This is a genomic window from Paenarthrobacter sp. GQ52, assembly GCF_059759005.1.
The window spans coordinates 683,363-706,643 of sequence record NZ_JCAXEJ010000001.1 but is presented as its reverse complement, the minus strand read 5'-3'; the positions used below and the strand labels follow the sequence as shown (position 1 = coordinate 706,643).

At 62.0% G+C, this 23,281-nt stretch carries 23 protein-coding genes; 11 read left to right on the top strand and 12 right to left on the bottom strand.

Annotated features, from left to right (window positions below; genetic code table 11):
* Positions 1-16: 16 nt before the first annotated feature.
* Complete coding sequence (locus AC6CH8_RS03105) at positions 17-814, bottom strand: sulfite exporter TauE/SafE family protein (RefSeq protein ID WP_091466426.1); 798 nt, start codon at positions 812-814, stop codon at positions 17-19.
* Positions 811-2,622, bottom strand: coding sequence for a proline--tRNA ligase (locus tag AC6CH8_RS03100; protein WP_091466425.1), 1,812 nt, complete (start codon positions 2,620-2,622; stop codon positions 811-813). Before AC6CH8_RS03100 ends, AC6CH8_RS03105 begins: the two co-directional genes overlap by 4 nt.
* A gap of 501 nt (positions 2,623-3,123) precedes the next feature.
* Here AC6CH8_RS03100 and AC6CH8_RS03095 point away from each other — a divergent pair.
* The 3 genes from AC6CH8_RS03095 to AC6CH8_RS03085 are packed head-to-tail and all read left to right on the top strand — an operon-like array spanning position 3,124 to position 5,233.
* Entirely contained in the window at positions 3,124-3,873 is a 750-nt protein-coding gene (locus tag AC6CH8_RS03095) for an ABC transporter ATP-binding protein (protein ID WP_498188593.1), read from the top strand.
* Positions 3,874-3,881: 8 nt separating this feature from the next.
* Complete coding sequence (locus AC6CH8_RS03090; protein WP_091466422.1) at positions 3,882-4,625, top strand: ABC transporter permease; 744 nt, start codon at positions 3,882-3,884, stop codon at positions 4,623-4,625.
* Complete coding sequence (locus AC6CH8_RS03085; protein WP_498188592.1) at positions 4,622-5,233, top strand: TetR/AcrR family transcriptional regulator; 612 nt, start codon at positions 4,622-4,624, stop codon at positions 5,231-5,233. Before AC6CH8_RS03090 ends, AC6CH8_RS03085 begins: the two co-directional genes overlap by 4 nt.
* Before the next feature lie 13 nt (positions 5,234-5,246).
* On the opposite strand, the gene AC6CH8_RS03080 is transcribed toward AC6CH8_RS03085, so the two are convergent.
* From AC6CH8_RS03080 to dxr, 5 genes are read right to left on the bottom strand one after another with little or no spacing between them, the layout of a single operon-like run.
* Positions 5,247-6,125: a GNAT family N-acetyltransferase gene (locus tag AC6CH8_RS03080; protein ID WP_498188665.1), complete on the bottom strand. Its 879-nt coding sequence runs from the start codon at positions 6,123-6,125 to the stop codon at positions 5,247-5,249.
* Positions 6,088-7,254 (bottom strand): flavodoxin-dependent (E)-4-hydroxy-3-methylbut-2-enyl-diphosphate synthase, encoded by a 1,167-nt coding sequence (gene ispG / locus AC6CH8_RS03075; protein WP_011774258.1) that lies wholly within the window; start codon positions 7,252-7,254, stop codon positions 6,088-6,090. The genes AC6CH8_RS03080 and ispG overlap by 38 nt, the downstream gene beginning before the upstream one ends.
* Positions 7,255-7,302: 48 nt before the next feature.
* Complete coding sequence (locus tag AC6CH8_RS03070) at positions 7,303-7,596, bottom strand: YciI family protein (RefSeq protein WP_054808403.1); 294 nt, start codon at positions 7,594-7,596, stop codon at positions 7,303-7,305.
* A gap of 22 nt (positions 7,597-7,618) precedes the next feature.
* Positions 7,619-8,950 (bottom strand): M50 family metallopeptidase, encoded by a 1,332-nt coding sequence (locus AC6CH8_RS03065; RefSeq protein ID WP_091466419.1) that lies wholly within the window; start codon positions 8,948-8,950, stop codon positions 7,619-7,621.
* Between the two features lie 32 nt (positions 8,951-8,982).
* Positions 8,983-10,167 (bottom strand): 1-deoxy-D-xylulose-5-phosphate reductoisomerase, encoded by a 1,185-nt coding sequence (dxr, locus tag AC6CH8_RS03060; RefSeq protein WP_498188591.1) that lies wholly within the window; start codon positions 10,165-10,167, stop codon positions 8,983-8,985.
* 103 nt (positions 10,168-10,270) lie between these two features.
* Between dxr and AC6CH8_RS03055 the strand changes: the two genes are divergently transcribed.
* On the top strand, positions 10,271-11,731 hold the full coding sequence (locus AC6CH8_RS03055) for a lipase maturation factor family protein (protein ID WP_498188590.1): 1,461 nt from the start codon (positions 10,271-10,273) through the stop codon (positions 11,729-11,731).
* A gap of 29 nt (positions 11,732-11,760) precedes the next feature.
* On the opposite strand, the gene AC6CH8_RS03050 is transcribed toward AC6CH8_RS03055, so the two are convergent.
* Positions 11,761-12,792, bottom strand: coding sequence for a LacI family DNA-binding transcriptional regulator (locus tag AC6CH8_RS03050; protein WP_498188589.1), 1,032 nt, complete (start codon positions 12,790-12,792; stop codon positions 11,761-11,763).
* Between the two features lie 250 nt (positions 12,793-13,042).
* On the opposite strand from AC6CH8_RS03050, the gene AC6CH8_RS03045 reads away from it, so the two are divergent.
* The 7 genes from AC6CH8_RS03045 to AC6CH8_RS03015 are packed head-to-tail and all read left to right on the top strand — an operon-like array spanning position 13,043 to position 20,313.
* Positions 13,043-14,365, top strand: a complete 1,323-nt coding sequence (locus AC6CH8_RS03045; protein WP_498188588.1) for an extracellular solute-binding protein — start codon at positions 13,043-13,045, stop codon at positions 14,363-14,365.
* On the top strand, positions 14,362-15,291 hold the full coding sequence (locus AC6CH8_RS03040; RefSeq protein ID WP_498188587.1) for a carbohydrate ABC transporter permease: 930 nt from the start codon (positions 14,362-14,364) through the stop codon (positions 15,289-15,291). The genes AC6CH8_RS03045 and AC6CH8_RS03040 overlap by 4 nt, the downstream gene beginning before the upstream one ends.
* A gap of 1 nt (position 15,292) precedes the next feature.
* Positions 15,293-16,198 (top strand): carbohydrate ABC transporter permease, encoded by a 906-nt coding sequence (locus AC6CH8_RS03035; RefSeq protein WP_498188586.1) that lies wholly within the window; start codon positions 15,293-15,295, stop codon positions 16,196-16,198.
* 12 nt (positions 16,199-16,210) lie between these two features.
* Positions 16,211-17,431 carry a Gfo/Idh/MocA family protein gene (locus AC6CH8_RS03030; protein WP_498188585.1) on the top strand — a complete coding sequence of 407 codons (1,221 nt, stop codon included), beginning with the start codon at positions 16,211-16,213 and terminating at the stop codon, positions 17,429-17,431.
* An 11-nt stretch (positions 17,432-17,442) separates the two neighbouring features.
* On the top strand, positions 17,443-18,447 hold the full coding sequence (locus tag AC6CH8_RS03025) for a sugar phosphate isomerase/epimerase family protein (protein ID WP_498188584.1): 1,005 nt from the start codon (positions 17,443-17,445) through the stop codon (positions 18,445-18,447).
* 49 nt (positions 18,448-18,496) lie between these two features.
* Complete coding sequence (locus AC6CH8_RS03020; protein ID WP_498188583.1) at positions 18,497-19,198, top strand: ThuA domain-containing protein; 702 nt, start codon at positions 18,497-18,499, stop codon at positions 19,196-19,198.
* Positions 19,183-20,313 (top strand): Gfo/Idh/MocA family protein, encoded by a 1,131-nt coding sequence (locus AC6CH8_RS03015; RefSeq protein ID WP_498188582.1) that lies wholly within the window; start codon positions 19,183-19,185, stop codon positions 20,311-20,313. Before AC6CH8_RS03020 ends, AC6CH8_RS03015 begins: the two co-directional genes overlap by 16 nt.
* Positions 20,314-20,371: 58 nt before the next feature.
* Here AC6CH8_RS03015 and AC6CH8_RS03010 read toward each other — a convergent pair whose 3' ends face one another.
* From AC6CH8_RS03010 to AC6CH8_RS02995, 4 genes are read right to left on the bottom strand one after another with little or no spacing between them, the layout of a single operon-like run.
* Positions 20,372-21,226 carry an HpcH/HpaI aldolase/citrate lyase family protein gene (locus tag AC6CH8_RS03010; protein WP_498188581.1) on the bottom strand — a complete coding sequence of 285 codons (855 nt, stop codon included), beginning with the start codon at positions 21,224-21,226 and terminating at the stop codon, positions 20,372-20,374.
* 45 nt (positions 21,227-21,271) lie between these two features.
* Complete coding sequence (locus tag AC6CH8_RS03005) at positions 21,272-21,757, bottom strand: MaoC family dehydratase (protein WP_498188580.1); 486 nt, start codon at positions 21,755-21,757, stop codon at positions 21,272-21,274.
* Positions 21,754-22,506 carry a CoA transferase subunit B gene (locus AC6CH8_RS03000; RefSeq protein WP_364305595.1) on the bottom strand — a complete coding sequence of 251 codons (753 nt, stop codon included), beginning with the start codon at positions 22,504-22,506 and terminating at the stop codon, positions 21,754-21,756. Before AC6CH8_RS03000 ends, AC6CH8_RS03005 begins: the two co-directional genes overlap by 4 nt.
* Positions 22,503-23,270: a CoA transferase subunit A gene (locus AC6CH8_RS02995; protein WP_178996401.1), complete on the bottom strand. Its 768-nt coding sequence runs from the start codon at positions 23,268-23,270 to the stop codon at positions 22,503-22,505. Before AC6CH8_RS02995 ends, AC6CH8_RS03000 begins: the two co-directional genes overlap by 4 nt.
* Between the last annotated feature and the right edge of the window lie 11 nt (positions 23,271-23,281).

Below are 23,281 nucleotides of genomic sequence, written 5' to 3'. Positions count from 1 at the left end.
GCCATGCGCAGCGCTGCTACGCTGCGAAGTTCTCATTCCAGACGTCCATGCCAAGTTTGATGATCAGCGCCGCCACCACCACCAGGAAAACGAGGCGCACGAATTTACTTCCCTTCGCAACGGCGGTTCTGGCCCCGAGATAGCCCCCCGCCATGTTTGCCAGGCCCAGGACCAGTCCCACGCCCCAGAGCAATGAGCCGTGCGGCAGGAAGAAGATCAAGGCTCCGGCGTTGGTTGCCATGTTGACGATTTTTGCTTTGGCGCTGGCCTCGAGGAAGGCGTAGCCCATCGCCGAAACGAGGGCAATCACCAGGAACGAGCCAGTACCGGGGCCGATCAGGCCGTCATAAAAGCCGATGACGCCGCCAATAAGGCAGGCCACCACGTAGTGCTTATGGCCATCGTGGCGTAGGGCTGTCAGTTCACCGGCGCCGGGACGCAAGGCCGTGAAAACAGCGACGGCGATCAGCGCCACCACAATGATCGGTTTGAAGACGCTGGCCGGAAGAGACGCAGCAAGGATGGCCCCACCGAAGCTCCCGGCGAGTGCGATGACCGCCATGGGAATCGCGGTCTTGAGATCCGGGCCGACGCGGCGATAGTAGGTGACCGCGCTTGTGGTGGTCCCGAAGATGGAGCCCATCTTATTCGTGGCCAAGGCCTGGACCGGCGTGATGCCGGGGACCAGCAGCAGGGCGGGGAGCTGTATCAGTCCCCCGCCCCCAACTACGGCGTCAACCCAGCCTGCCGCGAATCCGGCCACCACAATCAGGATGAGTGTGGTGAGCTGGATCGATTCGAAGCCGGAAATCACCGGGTTCGTACAGCGTTGACCACGTAATCCACGGCTTTGTCCACCGAAATGTTCTCGGCTTCGCCGCTGCGGCGGTCCTTGATTTCAACCACACCGTCTACCAGCCCGCGGCCAACGGCCAGGATGGTGGGCACACCTACGAGTTCGGCGTCACCGAACTTCACGCCGGGAGATACCTTCGGGCGGTCGTCGAAAATGACGTCCAAGCCGGCAGCTTCGAGCTCAGCCGAGAGCCTTTCAGCGGTATCGAAGATCTCATCGCCACGGCCGACTGCCACGACATGCACATCTGCCGGAGCCACGGAGCGCGGCCACACGAGGCCGCGGTCGTCATGGTTTGCTTCGGCCAGCGCCGCGACAGCACGCGTCACGCCAACGCCGTAGGAGCCCATGGTGACAACCTGCTGCTTGCCGTTCTGATCCAGGACCTTCAGGTCCAGGGCCTCGGCATACTTACGACCGAGCTGGAAGATGTGGCCCATTTCGATGCCACGCGCGGTTTCCAGCGGTCCGGAACCGTCCGGGGCGGGATCGCCCGCACGCACGTCAGTGCTCTCAATGACGCCGTCCCATGTGAAGTCGCGGCCGGCGACCAACCCGAAGACGTGCTTGCCGTCAGCGTTGGCACCGGTCACCCAGCTGGTGCCGGAGACAACGCGGGGATCCACAAGGAAGAGCACCTTGGAGGACCCTTCAAGGCCAAGGACGGGTTCGTCGAGGGACAGTCCCGGTCCGATGTAGCCCTTGACCAGCCACGGCAGCTTCTTGAGGTCCTCTTCGTTGGCAGCCTCGAGGCCGATTTCACCGGCGATGGGCAGGTGGGATCCGATGTTGGCTTCCACGCGCTTGAGGTCTACGCCGCGGTCGCCAGGAACGCCAATAACCACGATCTGGCGCTCACCCGTGGGCAGCGTGACGGCCAGGACAACATTCTTGAGCGTGTCAGCGGCAGTCCAGGCGCCGCCGTCGGCCTCGCTTCGGGGAGCGAGTTGGTTGGCGGCGTCCACCAGAGTATCGATGGTGGGGGTGTTCGGGGTGTCCAGGACCTCAGCGGCCGGAGCGTTGGTGAAGTCGATATCGTCCGGAACCACGGTGGTCACGGCTTCAACGTTGGCGTAGTAGCCGCCGGCCGAGCGTACGAACGTGTCCTCGCCGATCTCGGTGGGGAACAGGAATTCCTCGCTCTTGGAGCCACCCATGGCACCAGCGGTGGCGGCAACAGGAATGACTTCCAGGCCCAGGCGCGCAAAGATCTTCAGGTAAGCACCGCGGTGGGCGGCGTAGCTTGCGTCCAAGCCGGCGTCGTCAATGTCGAAGGAGTAGGAGTCCTTCATGATGAACTCGCGGCCACGGAGGAGTCCTGCCCGCGGACGTGCTTCATCGCGGTACTTGTTCTGGATCTGGTAGAGGCTCAGCGGCAGGTCCTTGTACGAGGAGTACAGATCCTTGACCAAGAGCGTGAACATTTCCTCGTGCGTGGGGGCAAGGAGGTAGTCCGCGCCCTTGCGGTCCTGGAGGCGGAACAGGCCTTCGCCGTATTCGGTCCAACGGTTCGTGGCCTCATAGGGCTCGCGGGGAAGCAGCGCAGGGAAGTGGACTTCCTGGGCACCAATGGCGGACATCTCCTGGCGGATGATCTCCTCCACCTTCCGCAGGACGCTCAGCCCCAGCGGCAGCCACGTGTAGATACCGGGTGCAGCGCGGCGGATGTAGCCGGCGCGCACCAGGAGCTTGTGGCTTGCGACCTCGGCGTCGACGGGATCTTCACGCAGGGTGCGCAGGAACAGCTGGGAAAGGCGAAGGACCACGGGTACGTATCCGTTTCTATGGCAGATGTGGCAAAAACAACTGCCTACTAATCTACCGGCTGACGGCGGGGCCGCTTGAACCGGGCCGCATGACGTTCGGGCAGCCTGAACACAGAAGAGCCACGCCGTCGCGTTTGGAAGCCCCTGGCCGCAACCGGCTGGTCATCCTGCGATGGCGTGGCTCAGCGGCCGGCCGGCCGCAGACTCTGTCCTGGGACTAGATCGCCGTTCCCTCCAGCGGAACGGGATCGCCTGCGGCTGGGAGGTATTGGTCACTGCCGAAAACACGGATGGCACGGCCGCCAATGGCGCCCTTCAAGGTCTTGGTCATGACTCCCCCTGTACCACCCGCACCCCAACGACACGGCTTGGGAAGAACCTATGTGATAGCAGACACATTTTCAAGGACTGCCTTCTCTGGCGGGCCCCTTGACCTGCATCTTCGCTGGATCTAATTTTAATTCATCAGTTGGTGAATTAATGGAGCCATCGGAGGCCCTCATGACACACGCACCATCGGCCGTCGAGGCGACCGGACTTCATGTCGCCCGTTCACGCACCAAGATCCTGCGAGGCCTGGACTTCACGGTTGACGCCGGTCGCATCACCGGGCTTCTGGGCCCTTCCGGCAGCGGCAAAACGACGCTCATGAGGGCAATCGTCGGCGTCCAGCGGATCACTCGGGGAACCGTTACCGTCCTCGGCCAGCCGGCAGGCAGCGCACCGCTCAGGCACGACGTCGGATACGTCACCCAAGGCGCGAGCGTTTATGGAGACCTCAGCGTCGAAGCGAACGTCCGGTACTTCGGAGCCATGCACGGCGCAACGGCGGCTGACGCCGCGGAGGCAATTGCCGCCGTCGGGCTTCAGGAGTTTGCCCGCCAGAAGGCGGCGGACCTGTCCGGCGGGCAATTCAGCCGGGTGTCCCTTGCTTGTGCGCTGGTGGCCCATCCGCGGCTCCTGATCCTGGACGAGCCCACTGTGGGGCTGGATCCCGTACTCCGTGCCGAGTTGTGGGAGCGTTTCGCCGCCATGGCTGCTGGCGGAACCACCCTGCTGGTGTCCAGCCACGTCATGGAGGAAGCATCCCACTGCTCGTCACTGCTGCTGCTGCGCGATGGCCTGCTCCTGGCGCAACTGACTCCCGCAGAGCTGGCCGAACGCGGCAGGAGCGAAGATCTTGAGCGGGCGTTTCTTACCATCATCAAAGCCGCCGATCGTGGCCAGGAAGAGAGCCAGGTGACCCCGTGAATCTCCGCATGACATTTGCCACCGCCACCCGGGTCCTGCGACAACTGAGGCACGACCACCGGAGCGTCGCATTGATCCTCGTGGTCCCGGCGCTGCTCCTGACCGCGGTCTATTTCCTCTTCGAGAACGAAACCCTTCCACCAGGGTTCCCCCGCACCTTCGATCGCGTGGGCCTGATGATGTTGGCGATCTTCCCCTTCGTGGTCATGTTCCTGGTCACGTCCATCACCATGCTTCGGGAACGCACCTCCGGGACCCTCGAACGCCTTCTGACCACCCCGATCCACAAGGCGGACCTGCTGTTCGGCTATGCCGTGGCCTTCTCCATCATGGCCGCCCTGCAGTCCTTGGTGGCGACAGCGGTGGCTTACTGGATTTTCGATCTGGACATCAAAGGAAGTCCCGGCCTGGTGGTGATGATCGCTGTCATCAACGCCGTCCTGGGCGTCGCATTGGGGTTGTTGTGTTCAGCGTTCGCCCGCACCGAGTTCCAAGCCGTGCAGTTCATGCCGGTGGTGGTGGTGCCCCAGATCCTGTTGTGCGGCTTGTTCGTGGCCCGGGACGATATGAACGAGGTCCTGGAAGCAATCGCCGGTGTTTTGCCGCTCACGTTCTCCGTGGATGCCCTGAAGGAGATCGCCGGAAATGCCGACGCCACGTCGGTAATGTGGCAAGACGCCCTGATCATGGGCGGGATTGTTGTTGGAGTCCTGGTCCTGGCATCACTAACACTTCGGCGGCAAACCCGATGAGCCTCCCGCAGGCGCGTCGGGGCCGCCGAAATGCAGGAGATCATTCGCGGGAAGCCATCCTCGCAGCTGCACGGAAACTGTTCGCTGAACAGGGGTTCGAGGGAACGAGCCTGCGGCAAGTAGCCCGCGAGTCGTCGGTGGATCCGGCCATGGTCCACCACTTTTTCGGGGGCAAGGACGAGCTTTTTGCCGCCAGCGTGGAACTGCCCGCCGACCCGGCCGAGGTTCTTGCCGGCGTCGAAACCCTGGACCCGGCCGTAAGGGCGGAAGCGATTGTCCGGGCAGTGCTGCGGCTGTGGGAAAGCCCGGCCCAGCATGGCCTGGTTGCCTTTGTCCGGGGAACCATCGGCTCCAAGGCCAAGACGGCACTCATGCGCGAAATGGTGAACCGCACCATTCTGTCCAGGATCATGGCGGGGCTGCCCGGTTCGCCCGAAGAAGTACGCGTGCGCGGCAATCTTGTGGCCACGCAAGTTGTGGGGCTCATGCTGGTCCGCTACGTGATCCGGCTCGAGCCCCTGGCCTCGGCGGATCAGGAAGACGTGGTCCGCTTCGTCGCACCAAACATCCAGCGCTACCTCACAGGAGACCTTGACTCGTCCAAGTAGCTGTCAGTTGTGGCTAGAACAGGACCGTCGCGAAGGTGCCCACTTGTTCGAAGCCGACGCGCTCATACGTGGCGCGGGCTTTGGCGTTGTAGTCATTCACGTAGAGGCTCGTCACCGGGGCGAAGGTTCGGGAGAGATTCACGACGGCGGCCATGTAGCCACCGCTTTGGCCGCGGCCCCGCAATTCGGGGTTCATCCACACGCCTTGAACCTGAGTGACGTCCCGCGTGACTGCACCCAACTCGGCTTTGAAGACCACAGTGCCGTTGGCATCGATGTGGACCAAGGAATGGCCCTCACGAATAAGGCCTGCGACGCGCCTGCTGTAGAACTCCTGCCCTCCCAGGAAAGGCGAGTAGCCGACTTCTTCTTCGAACATGGCTGCGCAGGCGGGCAGGATGCGATCAAAGTCCGTCATGGTGCCGAAGGTCAGGGCAGGATTGGCGCCGATAACCGGTGGGCTGGAAATGGTGAGTAGCGGTTGCTGGGAGCGAACTTCGTGGGCACCGTGCCCCAATTGCTCGAACCGCGCATAGAGGGCCAAAACAGTTTCCGCCGGACCAAAAATGGACGCGTAGCGGCGGCCTGTGTCGTGGGCCGCACTGGCCACGTACCCCGCCAGGCCGGGATCGAGTTGCACAGGCACCAGGTTGGCTCCCGCCCAACACGCGCCAAGGAGCGTACCGCCGTCGAAGACTCCGAATATACAGGCACCGCCGCTGGTGGGCGCCGCTGTTCCGGTGCTTTCCAAGTGGGCGAGGATGAAAACGTTGGCTACCACGTCTTCCCTGGCCAGGGCGCGAAGAGCCAGGGTGTCGGCACTGCCGAGCACCCTGACTCCCAACCCGTTCTCGTTACGAGACGCTAACCACGGGGCTACCCTTGACAGCATCTTCGCCATCGGCCTCCCCCATCTCTTCGGCGATGCGCATGGCCTCTTCGATCAGTGTCTCAACAATTTCGCTCTCAGGCACAGTCTTGATGACTTCGCCCTTCACGAAAATCTGGCCCTTGCCGTTTCCGGAGGCCACACCGAGGTCCGCTTCACGGGCCTCGCCGGGTCCGTTAACGACGCAACCCATGACGGCTACGCGCAACGGGATCTCCATGCCTTCCAAACCTGCGGTTACCTGCTCGGCCAGCGTGTACACGTCCACCTGCGCGCGACCACAGGACGGGCAGGAGACGATTTCGAGCTTGCGCGGGCGAAGGTTCAGGGATTGCAGGATCTGGTTGCCCACCTTGATTTCCTCCACTGGCGGAGCCGAGAGGGAAACACGGATGGTGTCGCCAATGCCGCGGGACAGGAGCGCACCGAAAGCCGTTGCCGACTTGATAGTGCCCTGGAATGCCGGTCCGGCCTCGGTCACGCCAAGGTGCAAGGGCCAGTCGCCCTTCTCGGCCAGCATCTCGTACGCGGCCACCATGATCACAGGATCGTTGTGCTTAACGGAGATCTTGAAGTCATGGAAACCGTGCTCTTCGAACAGCGAGGCTTCCCAGACTGCGGACTCAACAAGTGCCTCCGGGGTGGCCTTGCCGTACTTCTTCATGATCCCGGGTTCAAGGGAGCCCGCGTTAACGCCGATCCGAATGGATGTTCCATGGTCACGCGCGGCTGCAGCGATTTCTTTGACCTGGTCATCGAACTTGCGGATATTGCCAGGGTTAACGCGAACCGCGGCGCATCCGGCTTCGATTGCGGCGAATACGTACTTCGGCTGGAAGTGGATATCCGCAATCACGGGAATCTGGGACTTGCGGGCAATGATCGGCAAAGCCTCGGCATCGTCGGCTGACGGGCAGGCAACACGCACAATGTCGCAGCCTGAAGCCGTCAGCTCAGCAATCTGCTGCAGCGTGGCGTTGATATCCGTGGTGGGCGTGGTGGTCATGGACTGCACGCTGATGGGCGAGTCAGAACCGACGCCAACGGACCCTACCTTGATCTGCCGCGTCTTACGGCGCGGGGCAAGAACGGGCGGTGGGGCTGCTGGCATTCCCAGGCTGACCGAGGTCACGTGGACTCCTTGGGTTGGGGTGGATCGTTGTGGTGGAGAACGTCCGGACTAGGACGCGTAGGCAGCCAGGACGCCGGTGTTAGGCGCCCATTCCGTGGTGCGGATGCCGGCGACAACTCCGGCTTCGGCGAACGGATCCTGCTTGAGGAGGTCATTGAGTTCGGCTTCGTCCGCGGACTTGAAGATCAGCAGGGCGCCTGCACCGTCACCGTAAGGGCCACTGGCAAGCAGTTTGCCTTCCTCGGCCAGGTCGCCGAGCCAGGCACGGTGTGCGGGGCGGGCTTCATCGCGGAGGGCGTCGGATTCGGCGACGTATACATACTCAACAGCGAAAACAGTCATGGAGCTAGCCTATCCCGCCTACTCAGCCGAAAATGTTCACGGGCTTCACGATGTCCGCATAGATCAGGAGGGCGCCCATGGCCATCAGCAGCGCTGCGACCACATAAGTGGCTGGCAGCAGCTTGGCGATATCGAACGCGCCCGGGTCCGGTTTACCCAGGAGCTTGGCCACCCGGCGTCGGGCCCCTTCGTAGAGCGCGCCTGCTACATGGCCGCCGTCGAGGGGCAGGAGGGGGATGAGATTGAAGATCGCCAGGGCAAAGTTGAGCCCGGCGAGCAACCCGATCAGGGTGCCAATGCGGGCTTGCATGGGTACCTGTTCCATGGCCGCGACTTCACCGGCAACCCGGCCTACACCCACCACGCTGATGGGTCCGTTCGGGTCGCGGGGCTCTTCGCTGAAGGCCGCTTTCGCCACACCAACCACCCTGGCCGGCAGGTTGAAGATCACACCGGATATCTGCTTGATGTTCTCTCCAGCCATGGGCAGAACGGCCGACGCCGGCTGGGGAACCAGTTCGCTTTGGGCCCCGATCCCAAGGAATCCGACTTCCTGGTATTTCAGCACCCCATTGGAGTCCTGCTCAGGCCGGCCGTCGGCACCGACCACAGGCCGCGAGGAGAGTACGGGCGTCACTGTGGTTTCGACCGTTGATCCGTTGCGCTCCACGGTGATGGGCACGTCTTTTCCGGCGGACGCACGGATCCAGCTGGTGAGTTCGTCCCAGCTGGTGACGGCTTTTCCGTCGAAGGAAGTAATGGTGTCGTTCGGCTGGAGGCCCGCAGCCGCGGCGGGAGTCAGCTTGCAATCGGCCGAGTCGGGGTCCACGGTCTCCCCTGCGGCCACCTGGCACTTGGAAACGTCCGCGATGGTGGTGGTTGCTGTGGCCATGCCGAAGCCCATGAGCAGGACAGCCAGCAAAATCAACCCGATCAGCATGTTCATGGCAGGACCGCCGAGCATGACGATGATCTTTTTCCACACAGGAAGCTTGTAGAAGACGCGGTTTTCGTCCCCGGGTCCCACTTCCTCGTGCGCCATGGAGCGCGCCTCAGTGGCGAGCGTCTGGAACATGCCTGTGCTGGAGGGGCGGACAGCGCCGTCTTCCTTGTTCGGCGGGTACATGCCGATCATGGACACGTAGCCGCCCAACGGAAGCGCTTTGAAGCCGTACTCGGTCTCGCCCTTCTTCTTGGACCACAAGGTGGGTCCGAAACCAATCATGTACTTGGTGACGCGCACTTTGAACAACTTGGCAGGCACCAGGTGGCCCACCTCGTGAAGCGCAATGGAAACAGCTACGCCTATCGCGACGAAGACGACTCCGAGAATGAAGAGAAGGACGGGACTCATGCCGGTGGGACTGCTTCCATAAGGGTTGTGAGCTACAGGGCGCTGCTGGCTAAACGATCAAGGGTACGGGCGCGTGCCCACTTCTCAGCATCCAGCACGGACTCCACTGTTAGCTCAAAAGAGCCTGAATGTTCGCTGAGGACGGATTCAACGGTATCCACAATGTCCGTGAAGCGGATGCGACCGGAGTGGAAGGCCTCTACGGCTTCCTCGTTGGCCGCGTTGAACACCGCGGGGAACGTACTGCCCTGCTTGGCAGCGTCCTTGGCGAGGTCCACTGCTGGGAAGGCCACGGTATCCAGCGGTTCGAAGGTCCAACTGGTCGCCTGGGTCCAATCGCATGCCTGGGCAGCGTGGGGAACACGGTCCGGCCAGCCCAGCCCGAGCGCAATCGGCAGCCGCATGTCCGGGGGCGATGCCTGGGCAATGATGGATCCGTCCACGAACTGGACCATGGAGTGGACCACCGACTGTGGGTGGACCACCACATCGATCCTGTCCAAGGGAACGTCGAACAGCAGGTGGGCCTCAATGACTTCAAGGCCCTTGTTGACCAGGCTGGCTGAGTTTGTGGTGACCATGAGGCCCATGTCCCAGGTGGGGTGGGCGAGCGCCTCCTGCGGTGTGACGTTGTGCAGTTGTTCCCGTGTGCGGCCGCGGAAAGGGCCGCCTGACGCGGTCAGGATCAGCTTTTCAACTTCCCTGTCCGTGCCCGAACGGAGGCATTGGGCGATGGCGGAGTGCTCGGAGTCGACGGGCACTATCTGGCCGGGGCCGGCAGCGGCTTTGACCAGGGCACCGCCGACAATCAGCGATTCCTTGTTCGCAAGTGCCAGGGTGGCCCCCGTGCCGAGCGCGGCCAGGGTTGGGGCCAGTCCGATGGACCCGGTGATGCCGTTGAGGACCACGTCACACTCAATGGCTGCAATGACCGACGAAGCGTCAGGACCAACAAAAATCTCCGGAGCAAAGTCCTGCACACCAGCAATGGCGGCCTGGGCGTCGATCAGTCGCCGAAGCTCTCCTGGATCCCCTTGCGCAATGCCCACGGCTTGCGCCCTGGTGTGGACGGCCTGCTGCGCAATGAGTTCAAGGTTTCCTCCGCCGGCGCTGAGGGCCACCACCTCGAAACGGTGTGGGGCGGCATCGACGACGTCAATTGCTTGTGTGCCGATGGAACCGGTGGACCCGAGGATGACGATCTTGCGCGGCTGCATTACTTAAGTATCCCAGTCGCCACCGGGGGCCGCGAACGGAAGCGGGCATAAGTGGAAAACCGGTACCGCTTGACCCCCGCACGCCCGCGCGTACCGTGGAATCGTGGAATGGATGTCCTGGTTTGATGCGCGGGACTACGAGTTCGCCCGGCAGGTCTTGCAGCGCGGCACCGCCGCGCTCTTTGCAGTTGCGTTCCTCTCGACGTTGAACCAGTTCCCGGCACTCCTCGGCGAGCGCGGTCTGTTGCCTGTACCGGCTTTCCTGGACATGGCCCGCAAGCTGGCCAGGCCCACACTGTTCCAGTGGCGTTACTCCGACGCGCTGCTCAAGGCCGTGTGCTGGACGGGGATCAGCGTTTCCATCCTGCTGGTGGCCGGCCTCCCCCAAATGGGTCCTCCGTGGCTGCCTATGCTCGCTTTCCTCGCCCTCTGGTTCCTTTACATGTCGATCGTTAACGTCGGCCAAACGTTCTATGGGTTTGGTTGGGAGATTCTTCTCCTTGAGGCCGGATTCACGGTGGCATTCCTTGGCTCGGACCAGACTCCGCCGCCCACAACCATCCTCATTCTCATTCTGTGGTTGGTATTCCGGCTTGAATTCGGTGCTGGAATGATCAAAATCCGGGGCGGCCGCGAGTGGCGCGACCTGACGGCGATGTTCTATCACCATGAAACACAGCCAATGCCAGGCCCGCTCAGCAGGCAGGCGCACCTTTTGCCGCGTCCGCTGCACAAGGTGGAAGTGGTGGGCAACCATTTCGCGCAGTTGGTAGTGCCGTTCTTCCTGTTCGCGCCTCAACCGCTGGCGAGCATTGCCGTCGGCATCATCATCGTGACGCAGCTGTGGTTGGTGGGTACCGGAAACTTTGCCTGGCTGAACTGGGTGGCGATCGTCCTGGCTTTCGCGGCCGTCAGTGATCCCGTGGCCCATGCGGTTTTTCCGTTCATCCCGCTGGAGTGGCACCAAGGTGCCGCTACCCCGGCGTGGTGGCTCGCCGTCGTCGTGCTTGTCACTGTTCTGTTGCTGGTGTTCAGCTACCGGCCGCTCCTCAACCTGTTCTCCAGTCATCAGTTAATGAACGCCAGTTTCAACCGGTGGCGCTTGGTGAACGCCTACGGGGCTTTTGGGACGGTGACCAAGCAACGGATCGAGATCGTAGTGGAGGGCACCTTGGCTGAGGAGCCGGACGCACCGGACGAGCACTGGCTTGAGTACGGCTTCAAGGGCAAGCCCGGCGACGTGCGGCGACTCCCCCGGCAATGGGCGCCGTACCACCTGCGCTTGGATTGGCTGATGTGGTTCCTGCCGCTGCGGACCGTCCACGAGGACTGGTTTTATATGTTCCTGCACAGATTATTGGAGTCCGACAAGCCCACGCTTGGACTGCTGCGCCATGACCCGTTCGACGGCGAACGCCCCCACTGGGTGAGGGCGCGCAGCTACCTCTACCGTTTCGCCAGCCGCGCGGAGTTCCGCGAGACGGGCGAGCGTTGGGTTCGGGTGCTGCTCTATGACGCGATCCCGCCGCTCTCGCTTAGTCCTCGACGGCGGCGGCTGCCCTAGCGTTCGACGCCCGCCTGATGCCGGTGCGACTATCGCGGCGGGGCCGTGGACTCGCGAACCACTAGGTGGGTGGCCAGTTCAACCCTGCGGGAATCGATGTCTTCACCACGCATCTGCCGAAGGATGAAACTCAGGGCGGAGCGCCCCATCTCCTGCAGCGGCTGCGATACGGACGTCAACGGAGGCACTGATTCCTCCGCCTGGGGCGTTCCGTCAAAGCCCACCAAGCTCATTTCTTCAGGAATCCGCACGTTCTGCCGCCGTGCCTCGGCGAGGATGCCCAGCGCGATGCTGTCGCTGGCAGCAAATATGGCAGTGGGCGGATTTTCCAAGGCCAGCAGTGCCTTCATGCCGCGGACTCCGTTCTCCGGTTTGAAGGGGCCGGCGGAAACGTACTCGTCGTCTACCGATATTCCGGCGGCCATCAGGGCAGCCATGTAGCCGTGCAGCCTGGCCTGGCTGCACTCCGCGGCGGACGGGCCGCCGATATAGGCGATCTTTCTGTGCCCCAGCTCCAGCAGGTGAGATGCCGCCGCCTTACCTCCAGCCCAGTTGCTCGCGCCCACGCTGAAGACGTCAGCAGGCGGTGGATTCAGCGGATCAACCACCACGATGGGAATCTGCCTGCGGTTGAAGGCCTCAAGTTGGGCGGAGCCGAATGCGGAGGTCACCACGATCATGCCGGCACGGCCTTCGTCGAGCATACGCTGGGCCCGCGCTTCGGGGCCCAAGGACGAAGCAGCCTGCCGTCCGGTGATGGAGAGGATCACCTCCATGTCGGACACCGCGGCCTGCTCCATCAGGCCGTTCAGGATTTCCACCCCGTAGGCCGAATTCAAGGAGTCGAAGACTACTTCAACCGCACGGTGCACCGGGGCGCTCTTGCGCTGCAGCGGTGACTTGTAACCCGTGCGCTGAAGCGCCGCCATCACCCGGGCACGAGTAGCTTCAGCCACATCCTCTCGGCCGTTGACGACCTTGGACACGGTGGGTGCCGAAACACCCACTTCGGCAGCGACGGCCGCAAGGGTCAGTTTGGATGGGCGGGCGTCACGATCCACGGCACTCCTGCTTTCGAAATATTTCGATGTCTCTTGAGTATGACTCGACTCCATCTAAACTTCAATTTCTTGCTCATAGATGAGCACAAACTTGCCGTGGAAAATCGCTTGACGGACTGCCGGACACCCTTTAGTTTGGACCGTGACCTAAATCATGTTGGCGAAATATTTCGACATTTTTCGGAGCTAGGCACGTTTCGGAAGTGAGCACCGAAGCTTGCTCAGCAGTGCGACTACCCCTGGAGAAGCAATGAAGCAGTTCCAATCATCCCGGCGTTCTTTCCTCGCCCTCGCGGCCGTGACGCCCTTTGCAGTAATGGCAACCAGCGCCTGTGGCACCTCCGGGCCCGGCGGCGCGGGCGGAGGAGCCAGCATGTGGTTCCTCTCCGGAGAACCGAATCAGACCACCATCCAGAAAGCCGTCGACGCCTTCGGCTCGTCCAATCCGGACAGCAAGATCGCTGTGACGTATTTCCAAAACGACGCGTTCAAGACGAAGATCAAGACAGCCATCGGCGCTGGCCAGGCCCCCACGATTGTCTACGGCTGGGGCGGTGGAACGTTGAAGACGTATGCCGAAGCGGAACAAGTAGAGGATTTGACCAGTTGGTTCGAGGCCAACCCGGAGCTTAAGAACAAGTTCTTCCCGTCGTCCTTCGGAGCAGCCACGGTCAACGGCAAGATCTACGCCCTCCCCAACCAGTACATTGCCCCGATCGTGCTGTTCTATAACAAAGACCTCTTCGAGAAGGCCGGCGCCCAGCCGCCGAAGACGTGGGACGACGTCATGTCCCTCGTGAAGACATTCAACGACATGGGCGTAGCTCCCTTCTCGCTGGGCGGACAGTCGCGTTGGACTTCCATGATGTGGCTGCAGTATCTCCTGGACCGCATTGGCGGGCCCGAGGTGTTCAAGGCCATTTTCGAAGGCAAACCCAATGCTTGGATGGATCCGGCAGTGATCGAAACCGGCACCAAGGTCCAGGAACTCGTCTCCGCGGACGGTTTCATCAAGGGCTTCTCCTCCATCACTGCTGATTCGAAAGCTGATCAGGCCCTGCTGTTCACCGGCAAAGCGGCCATGATGCTCCAAGGTTCCTGGACATACGGCTCCATGAAAAAGGACGGACAGAACTTCGTACAGGACGGGAAACTCGGCTTTGCCAACTTCCCCACGGTCCCGGGAGGCAAGGGCGATCCCAAGAACGGCGTAGGCAACCCTGCCCAGTACATGTCCATCTCATCCAAGGCCTCGGATGCAGAGAAGGAGACTGCCAAAAAGTTCTTCAAGGACGGGATCATGACCGAGACAGTCATCGACGCCTACATCAACTCCGGCTCGGTGCCCATCGTGAACGGCATCGAGGACAAGCTGGCCTCGTCCGAGGACAAGGACTTCCTGAATTTCGTTTACGACCTCGGCAAGAACGCCCCCAATTTCCAGCAATCCTGGGACCAGGCCCTCAGTCCGACCGCTGCAGAGGCCCTCCTGAACAACATCGATCAGCTCTTCCTCAAGTCCATCACCCCGCAGCAATTCGCTGAAAACATGAACGCCACCCTGGGCAAATGAGCATCACAACCACTCATCGGGCGGAGACCGGCACGCCGAAAAGCGAGCAGCCACGGCAGCAGCAGTCTGCACTGGCTTGGCTGACGCTGCCGGCATTGTTCTTCTTTGTCGTCTTTGCGGTCATACCACTGATAGGCGTACTGATCCTGAGTTTCGCCAACTGGGACGGCATTGGCGCGATCGGCGCAGCCGGGATGGAGAATTGGAACTCGGTTCTGGCCGATCCCGATCTCTATAACTCCCTGGGCCTGACATTCCTGATCATGATTGTTTCCTGGCTCGTTCAGACCCCCATCAGCCTGTTGCTCGGAGTCTTTACAGCGGGAACGCAACGCTACCGGGCAGCTTTGGCTGTGCTGTACTTCCTACCGCTGCTACTTTCCTCGGCCGCCGTGGCCATCGCCTACAAAGCTTTGCTGGACCCCAACTTTGGGCTGGCCATGGGCTTGGGGCTCCCTTTCCTGGCTCAGGACTGGTTGGGGGTCCCGCAGTTGGCGCTGGGCTTGATCGTTTTCGTGATCGCCTGGCAGTTCGTGCCTTTTCATACCCTCATTTACCAAGGTGGCGTCCGGCAAATCCCCAAGTCCCTCTACGAAGCGGCCCAAATCGATGGTGCCGGGATCATCAAGCAGTTCTTCCACATCACCCTTCCTCAGCTGAAATACACCATCATCACTTCGTCAACACTCATGGTGGTGGGGTCCTTGACTTACTTTGACCTCATCTTCGTCCTCACTGGCGGCGGTCCGGGCAACTCCACACGCATCCTGGCGCTCGACATGTACTTGCGCGGCTTCCGGGCCAACCTCATGGGACCCGCCAGCGTCATTGCGGTCATCCTCGTCGTCATCGGACTTGCACTTGCTTTGTTCCTCCAACGCCTCGGAGGCAAGGACAAACAGGGCAGCCAATTGGAAGGTATGTAAGGTGAGCACTCTCCTGAAGGGCGATTCGGCCATCGAATCAGCCAATTCCCCGGACTCTTCGGCTAAGGCCAAGCAGAGCCTCGGCACAAGCCTCAAGCGACTCAACGTCCCCGGCGGTCTGGGCGGCTGGATCTGGCTGGCCATCATCATCATTCCGATCTACTACATCGTCATCACCAGCTTGAAGACCTCCGAGGGCTACTTCGGGCAGAATCCGATGGCCCTGCCAACCTCGCCGACGCTGGAGAACTACCAGCTTGTTCTTGAAGCCAATTTCTCCACCTACTTCATGAACAGCGTGATGGTCACGCTGGGCTCGGTTATCCCTACCGTACTGATCTCCTTCATGGCCGCGTTCGCGATCGTCCGTGGCCGCGGCAGGTACTTGAAGTTTGTGAACGGCGTGTTCCTCATGGGCCTGGCGATTCCGCTGCAAGCAACCATCATTCCCATTTACCTGATGATCATCCGATTGAACCTGTACGACAGCCTCCTGGCCATCATGCTTCCGTCCATTGCGTTCGCCATACCATTGACGGTCCTGATCCTGTCTAACTTCATACGGGACGTTCCGAACGAACTCTTCGAGTCAATGCGGCTGGATGGCTGCAGCGACTGGCAAACCATGTGGCGGTTGGCACTCCCCCTGACGCGGCCGGCGATAGTGACCGTAGCCATCTACAACGGCCTGCACGTCTGGAACGGCTTCCTCCTTCCGTTGGTCCTGACCCAGAGCCCGGAGCTGCGGGTCCTCCCCTTGGGACTGTGGACGTTCCAAGGCGAATTCAGCGTCAACATCCCCGCCGTCCTCGCTTCGGTGGTCCTGAGCACCCTGCCCATCCTGGTGATCTACGTCCTGGGACGCCGCCAGCTGGTCAGCGGCCTGACCGCGGGCTTCAGCAAGTAGAAAGGATTTCCGATGACAGACCTTCAACCCCTGCGTGTGGGCATGGTGGGCTATGCGTTCATGGGCGCCGCCCACTCCCATGCATGGAGGACCGCGCCCCGCTTCTTCGACCTCCCGCTCGCGCCGGAACTGACCGCCGTGGCGGGCCGGAACGAGGAAGGTGTACGGGCAGCGGCCAACAAATACGGCTGGGCCTCCGCCGAGACAGATTGGCGCCGCCTCATTGAGCGCGACGATATCGATCTGATTGACATCTGCACTCCGGGCAACACCCATGCGGAGATAGCGATCGCAGCGCTCGAAGCCGGCAAGCACGTCCTGTGCGAAAAGCCATTGGCCAACTCAGTGGAGGAAGCCGAAAAGATGACCCTGGTAGCCCAGGCAGCTGCCGAACGCGGGGTGTTCTCCATGTGCGGCTTCAGTTACCGACGCACGCCTGCCCTGGCATTGGCCAAGCGGATGGTGGATGACGGTCGCTTGGGCGAGATCCGCCATGTCCGTGCCCAGTACCTTCAGGACTGGCTCAGCGATGCGGATGCTCCGCTGACGTGGCGGCTGGACAAGTCCAAGTCCGGGTCCGGATCCCTGGGTGACATCGGCGCGCACAGCATCGACGCCGCGCAATGGATCACCGGACTCAACATCACCGGAGTCTCGGCGCTACTGGAGACGTTCGTGAAGGAGCGCCCGGTAGGTGGCGACTTTGTTGGCCTTGGGGGTCATGGCGGCGGAGATGGTCCTCGAGGGCCGGTGACCGTGGACGACGCAGCGCTGTTCACCGCCCGCTTTGAAGCCAAGCACGACGACGGCGCTGTCGCCGGCTCACGCTACAGAGGCGCCTCCGGCCCCATCGGCATTTTTGAAGCCACCCGTTTCGCTTTGGGACGCAAGAACGCCATGCGCCTGGAACTCAACGGCACCACGGGGTCCATTTCCTTCGACTTCGAGGATATGAACTCCCTGCAGTTCTACGATTCCGCGTTGGAACCCGACGCAGGCTTCCGAAAAATCATGGTCACCGAACCCTCCCACCCCTACACCGGCAACTGGTGGCCCACCGGCCACGGCCTCGGCTATGAGCACGGCTTCACGCATCAGGTGGTGGACCTCGTGACTGCAATCGGCGCCGGCGAGCAGCCCACGCCGTCGTTCGCTGACGCCTTACAGGTGCAAAAGGTCCTGGCCGCCGTCGAGGCCAGCGCGGATAACTCAAGCCGCTGGCAGAACGTGTGAAAGGAAGCAACATGACTCGACCCATCACCCTGTTCACTGGTCAGTGGGCAGACCTTCCGTTCGAGGAAGTGGCACGGCTTGCTGGAGAGTGGGGCTTCGACGGATTGGAGATCGCCTGCTGGGGCGATCACCTCGATCCCGAACGCGTCATCACCGACGACAACTACCTGCAAGGCAAGCTGGACATCCTGGAAAAGCACCAGCTGACCGTCCATGCGATCGCCAACCACCTCACAGGACAGGCTGTTTGCGACAACCCCATTGATGAACGTCATCAGGACATCCTCAGCCCCACAGTCTGGGGCGATGGCGATCCGGAGGGCGTCCGTCAGCGGGCCGCGGAAGCCATGAAGACCACGGCACGCGCTGCCGCCAGGCTGGGAGTAGAGACGGTCACAGGATTCACGGGCTCGTCGATCTGGAAGTGCGTGGCCATGTTCCCACCCGCCTCGGAGGCCATGATCGAGCGCGGCTATCAGGACTTTGCTGACCGCTGGAATCCCATTCTGGATGTTTTTGACGAAGTGGGCGTCCGATTCGCGTTGGAAGTCCATCCCTCTGAAATCGCCTACGACTATTGGACGGCCAAACGAACGTTGGACGCGGTAGGGCGCCGTAAGAACTTTGGCCTCAACTTCGATCCGTCGCATTTCATCTGGCAGGACCTGGACCCCGTGATGTTCCTCCAGGACTTCGCGGACAAGATCTTCCATGTCCATGTGAAGGAGTCGGTCAGACAACTCAATGGACGGAACGGTCGGCTGGGTTCGCACCTGCCGTGGGCTGATCCGCGTCGTGGCTGGGACTTTGTCACAGCCGGTCATGGCGACGTGAAGTGGGAGCCAATCTTCCGCACGCTGAACGCCATTGGCTATGAAGGCCCCACCAGCATCGAGTGGGAGGACGCCGGAATGGACCGACTCGTGGGAGCTCCCCAGGCGCTGCGCGTGGTACGGGAACTGGCTGCCATACGCCCACCGGCTTCCGCTTTTGACGCTGCTTTTGCAACTCGCTGATCGCAACAAGCCCTGACTCAATGAGATACGCCCCAAAACGAAGGAAACCATGACAAGCAACAACAAGACAGCGCTGGTGGTTCGCGGCGGCTGGGACGGACACCAACCGGTGGAGGCCACAGAGCTGTTCATTCCGTACCTGAAGGACAACGGCTACGACGTCCGCGTGGAGGAATCCCCCAAGATCTACGCCGACCCCGAATATATGGCCGCCGTGGACCTGATCGTGCAATGCATGACCATGACCACCATTGAGAAGGATGAGTTCGAGGGCCTGCGCGCTGCGGTCGAAAACGGCACCGGCCTGGCCGGCTGGCACGGCGGGATCGCCGATTCCTACCGCAACAACTCCGACTACCTGCACCTGATCGGCGGCCAGTTCGCCTGCCACCCCGGCAAGCATGCTGACGAGCAGATCGGCGAACAGTCAGACAACTACATCCCTTACACCGTTGACATGCTGCCCGCTGCGTCCGAACACCCGATCACGCGGGGCATCGGCGACTTTGAGCTCGTCACGGAACAGTACTGGGTCCTGTCCGACGACTACATCGACGTCCTGGCTACCACCACCCAGAAAGTCCGCGAGTGGGACCCGTGGAACCGTGAAGTCACCTCTCCCGCCATCTGGACCCGGCAGTGGGGCAAAGGAAAGATCTTCGTCTGCACACCAGGTCACCGCGTGGAAATTCTTCAGGACAGCAACGTCCGCACCATCATCGAAAGGGGCATGCTGTGGGCAAGCCGCTAAATGTAGGGGTCATCGGCTGTGGTGCCATCATCGCCCAGTACCTGGCCAACTTCCGCCGGCTGGATTCCATTAACCTCGTGGCGGTTGCGGACCTTGATCCTGCCCGGGCACAAGCCGTCGCGGACTCATACGAGGGCGTCCGGGCACTGACCGTGGACGACCTCCTGGCCGCGGACGACGTTGACCTCGTCCTGAACCTGACCATTCCCGCAGCGCATGCCGACATCGCGCTCAGGGCTATCGCGGCCGGCAAGTCCGTCTACGGTGAAAAGCCGTTGGCTGCCACCACCGCGGAGGCCCGGCAGGTACTGGATGCGGCCGCCGCGGCGGGAGTTACTGTTGGTTGCGCACCAGACACTGTGCTGGGTACCGGCATCCAGACGGCCCGGAAGGCGATCGACGACGGACTGATCGGTGCGCCGATATCGGCAACCGCCACCATGGCAACGCCCGGGCACGAACGCTGGCACCCGAACCCGGATTTCTACTACCAACCGGGGGGTGGACCCTTGCTGGACATGGGTCCCTACTACGTCTCGGCCCTTGTCACTCTGCTTGGACCCGTGGTTTCCGTGGTGGGCGCTGCCAGTCACACCCGCAGCGAGCGCACCATTGAGTCGGGTCCCAGGGAAGGCCAGAAAGTCCCGGTGGATATCGACTCGCACGTCACCGGAGTCCTGGTGCATGCGTCCGGAGCTCTATCCACCCTGTTCATGAGCTTCGACGCCGTCAAAACGAAGAGCCCCAACATTGAGATCCACGGTGAAACTGGTTCGCTGATCGTTCCGGACCCCAATTATTTTGACGGCGATGTGCAGTTGTTCGCACTTGGCGCCGAGGATTGGGAGACGCTCCCCGTCTCTGCCGGCTACGTGGATTCAGGGCGAGGCTTTGGAATCGCCGACCTCGCAACGACGCCGGCCGAACAGGAACCCCGCGCCGGCGGCCAACTCGCTTTCCATGCCTTGGAGGTCATGGAATCGGTGCTGGAATCGGCCAAGAGCGGGCAGTCGGTCGCGATCAAGAGCACTGCTTCCCGACCCGCCGTTGTTGAACTGACGGAACTGGTGGGGCTTACGGCAGCTACCGAACTCTCGACGCCGGCGCGCGCCTAGCGCTCTGGCCGCCCGCCGAGATGCCAGTTAACACCCATGTTTCCGCCGAACATGGGTGTTAACTGGCAACTCGCGGGTGCCCGGCCCGGCGAAGAGTCGCTTCGGCATGCTTGAGAATGGGTCCGTCGATCATCTTGCCCTTGAACTGGAACACTCCCGTGCCCGCAGATGCTGCCGCTTCCAGGAGCTCGGTGGCCTGGGCTATGACCTCGGGAGTGGGAGCGTAAGCCTCACGGACCACTGCTACCTGGTTCGGATGGATGCAGGCCTTCGCACCGAAACCACTGGAAATGGCGTCGCGCGACTCAGCCAACAGGCCTTCGAGATCCGGGATGTTCACATACACCGAGTCGACGGCTTCCTTGCCCGCGGCTTTGGCGGCAAGCAGTACAGCGGACCGGGAGTGCAGGGCAACAGCCCGGTAGCCGCCGTCGTCGTTCCTGCTGGAGAGGCCACCCAGTGACGCCAACAAATCCTCGGCACCCCACATCAGCCCCACGACGTTCGGTTCGGCGGCGATAGCGGAGGCGTTGACGATACCCGCCGCAGTCTCGCACAGCGCGATGACCTGATAGCCCTCCAAAGACCTGAGTTGCTCCGCAGTCTCCGCCTTGGCCAGCATCACCGTGCGATAGGGCGTTCTTGCCAGAGCCTCAAGGTCGAGGTCGAACTCGGGCGTCCCCACAGGATTGACGCGCACAATGGTGCGGCTTGGCTCCAGGCCACCCGTATCCGCCTGTTTCAGAATCGCTTCGCGGGCCCCCGGCTTGTCCGCAGGAGCTACGGCATCTTCCAGGTCCAGGATGACGGCATCGGATCGATCAGCGGCTTTGCCGAAACGCTCCGGACGGTCCGCAGGGCAGAACAAGAGGGCCGGGCCCATGGTGAACGGAGTCGCGTTGGAAGAAAGCATGGAGGTCCTTGCTGCTGGTGTCCTACAGAGTTTGGAAATGGTGGGCTAGGACTGCGCGGCGTGCGCGTCCTTGGTCCACATCAGGCAGGTCCGGGTTGCCAAAGCCACCACTGCACCGTCCTGATTGCGGCCGGTGTGCTGCATGGTCACCACGCCCTGACCCGGGCGGGACGACGACAACCTTTTTCCCGTGATCACCGTTTCCGTGTACAGCGTATCGCCGTGATACAGCGGGTGAGGGAAGGTGACATCCGTCAAGCCCAGCTGCGCGATGATTGTCCCCTGCGTCAGCTGGGTCACGGACTGCCCCACCATGGTGGACAGGGTGAACATGGAGTTCATCAGGCGCTGTCCGAACGGCTGCCCGGAGCTCCAGGCCGCGTCCAAGTGCAGCGCCTGCGTGTTCATGGTCATGGTGGTGAAGAGGACATTGTCAGTCTCGGTGACAGTGCGGCCTGGTTTGTGGGCGTAAATCACGCTCTCTTCAAGTTCATCGAAGTACAACCCGCGTTGCTCAACCACCCGCGTCATACTGTGAGCTCCTGGTCTTCCTCGAACAGCTCGGCGCCGGTAGCAGCCAGGACGTCCTCAAGGGTGACGTTGGGTGCCAACTCACGGAGGACAAGGCGCGGGTCACCTTCGTCCTTCACGACGTCGATAACAGCCAAGTCCGTGATGATCCGGTCCACGCAGCCTTTACCTGTGAGGGGGAGCGTGCAGTCCTGGACGATTTTCGGCCGGCCGCTGCGGTCTACATGTTCCATCATGACAATGACTTTCTTGGCGCCGAACACCAGGTCCATCGCACCGCCCATGCCCTTGACCATCTTGCCGGGAATCATCCAGTTGGCAAGGTCTCCGTTCGCGGCCACCTCCATGGCGCCCAGGACGGCAACGTCCACGTGCCCGCCGCGGATCATGCCGAAGGACGACGCCGAGTCGAAGAACGCTGCCCCCGCATTCGTGGTGACCGTTTCCTTGCCCGCGTTGATGAGGTCCGGATCCACCCTGTCCTCAGCGGGGTAGGGACCAACGCCAAGGATCCCGTTCTCGGAGTGGAGAATGACCTCCACACCATCGGGAATGTAGTTGGGGATCAGCGTGGGCATCCCGATTCCCAGGTTCACGTATTGCCCGTTGGTGAGTTCCCTGGCAACGCGGGCGGCCAGTTCGTTGCGGGTCCAGCCTTTGGCCTCGTGATGTTCGACGTCGGCGCGACGGTACTCGTGCCGGACGGCTTCCGGGCGGGGCGGGATGTCGTGGTAGGTATTGTCGGTCATCGATCCGCTCCTGCCGTCAGCGCTACCGTCCGCTTTTCTATCCGCTTCTCGTTCGACGTTGCCACCACTACCCTTTGGACGAAGATCCCCGGGGTGTGGATGTGCTCCGGGTCAAGCTCGCCAGGTTCCACCAACTCCTCCACTTCGGCAATGGTGGTCCTGGCCGCCATGGCACAGAGGGGGTTGAAGTTCATCGCTGTCGCGTGGAAGACCAGGTTGCCGTGCCGGTCTCCCTTCCAGGCGTGGACAAGGCCGAAGTCCGGGGTCAGGGACTCTTCCAGCACATAGTCCGCGTCGTTGAAGGTGCGCACTTCCTTCGGTGAAGAGGCCAGCGCAACGTTCCCGTCGGCGTCGTACTTTTGCGGGAGGCCGCCCTCGGACACCTGGGTTCCCACACCTGCTTTGGTGTAAAAGGCCGGAATGCCGGCACCACCGGCGCGAAGCTTCTCAGCCAAAGTGCCCTGTGGAGTAAGGACTACTTCCAGCTCCCCCGCCAGATACTGCCGGGCAAATTCCTTGTTCTCGCCCACGTAGGAGCTGATGGTTCGACGGATACGTCCGTCCTTGAGGAGAATGCCAAGGCCCCAGTCGTCCACGCCGCAGTTGTTGCTGACCGTTTCAAGATCCGTAGTGCCCTGCTGGTGGACGGCATCGATCAGGGAAACGGGGATACCGCATAAACCGAAACCTCCGACGGCCAGCGAGGCACCGTCCGGGATGTCCTTCACCGCTTCCGCGGCGCTGGCAACAACCTTGTCAATCATCCTTGATCCTT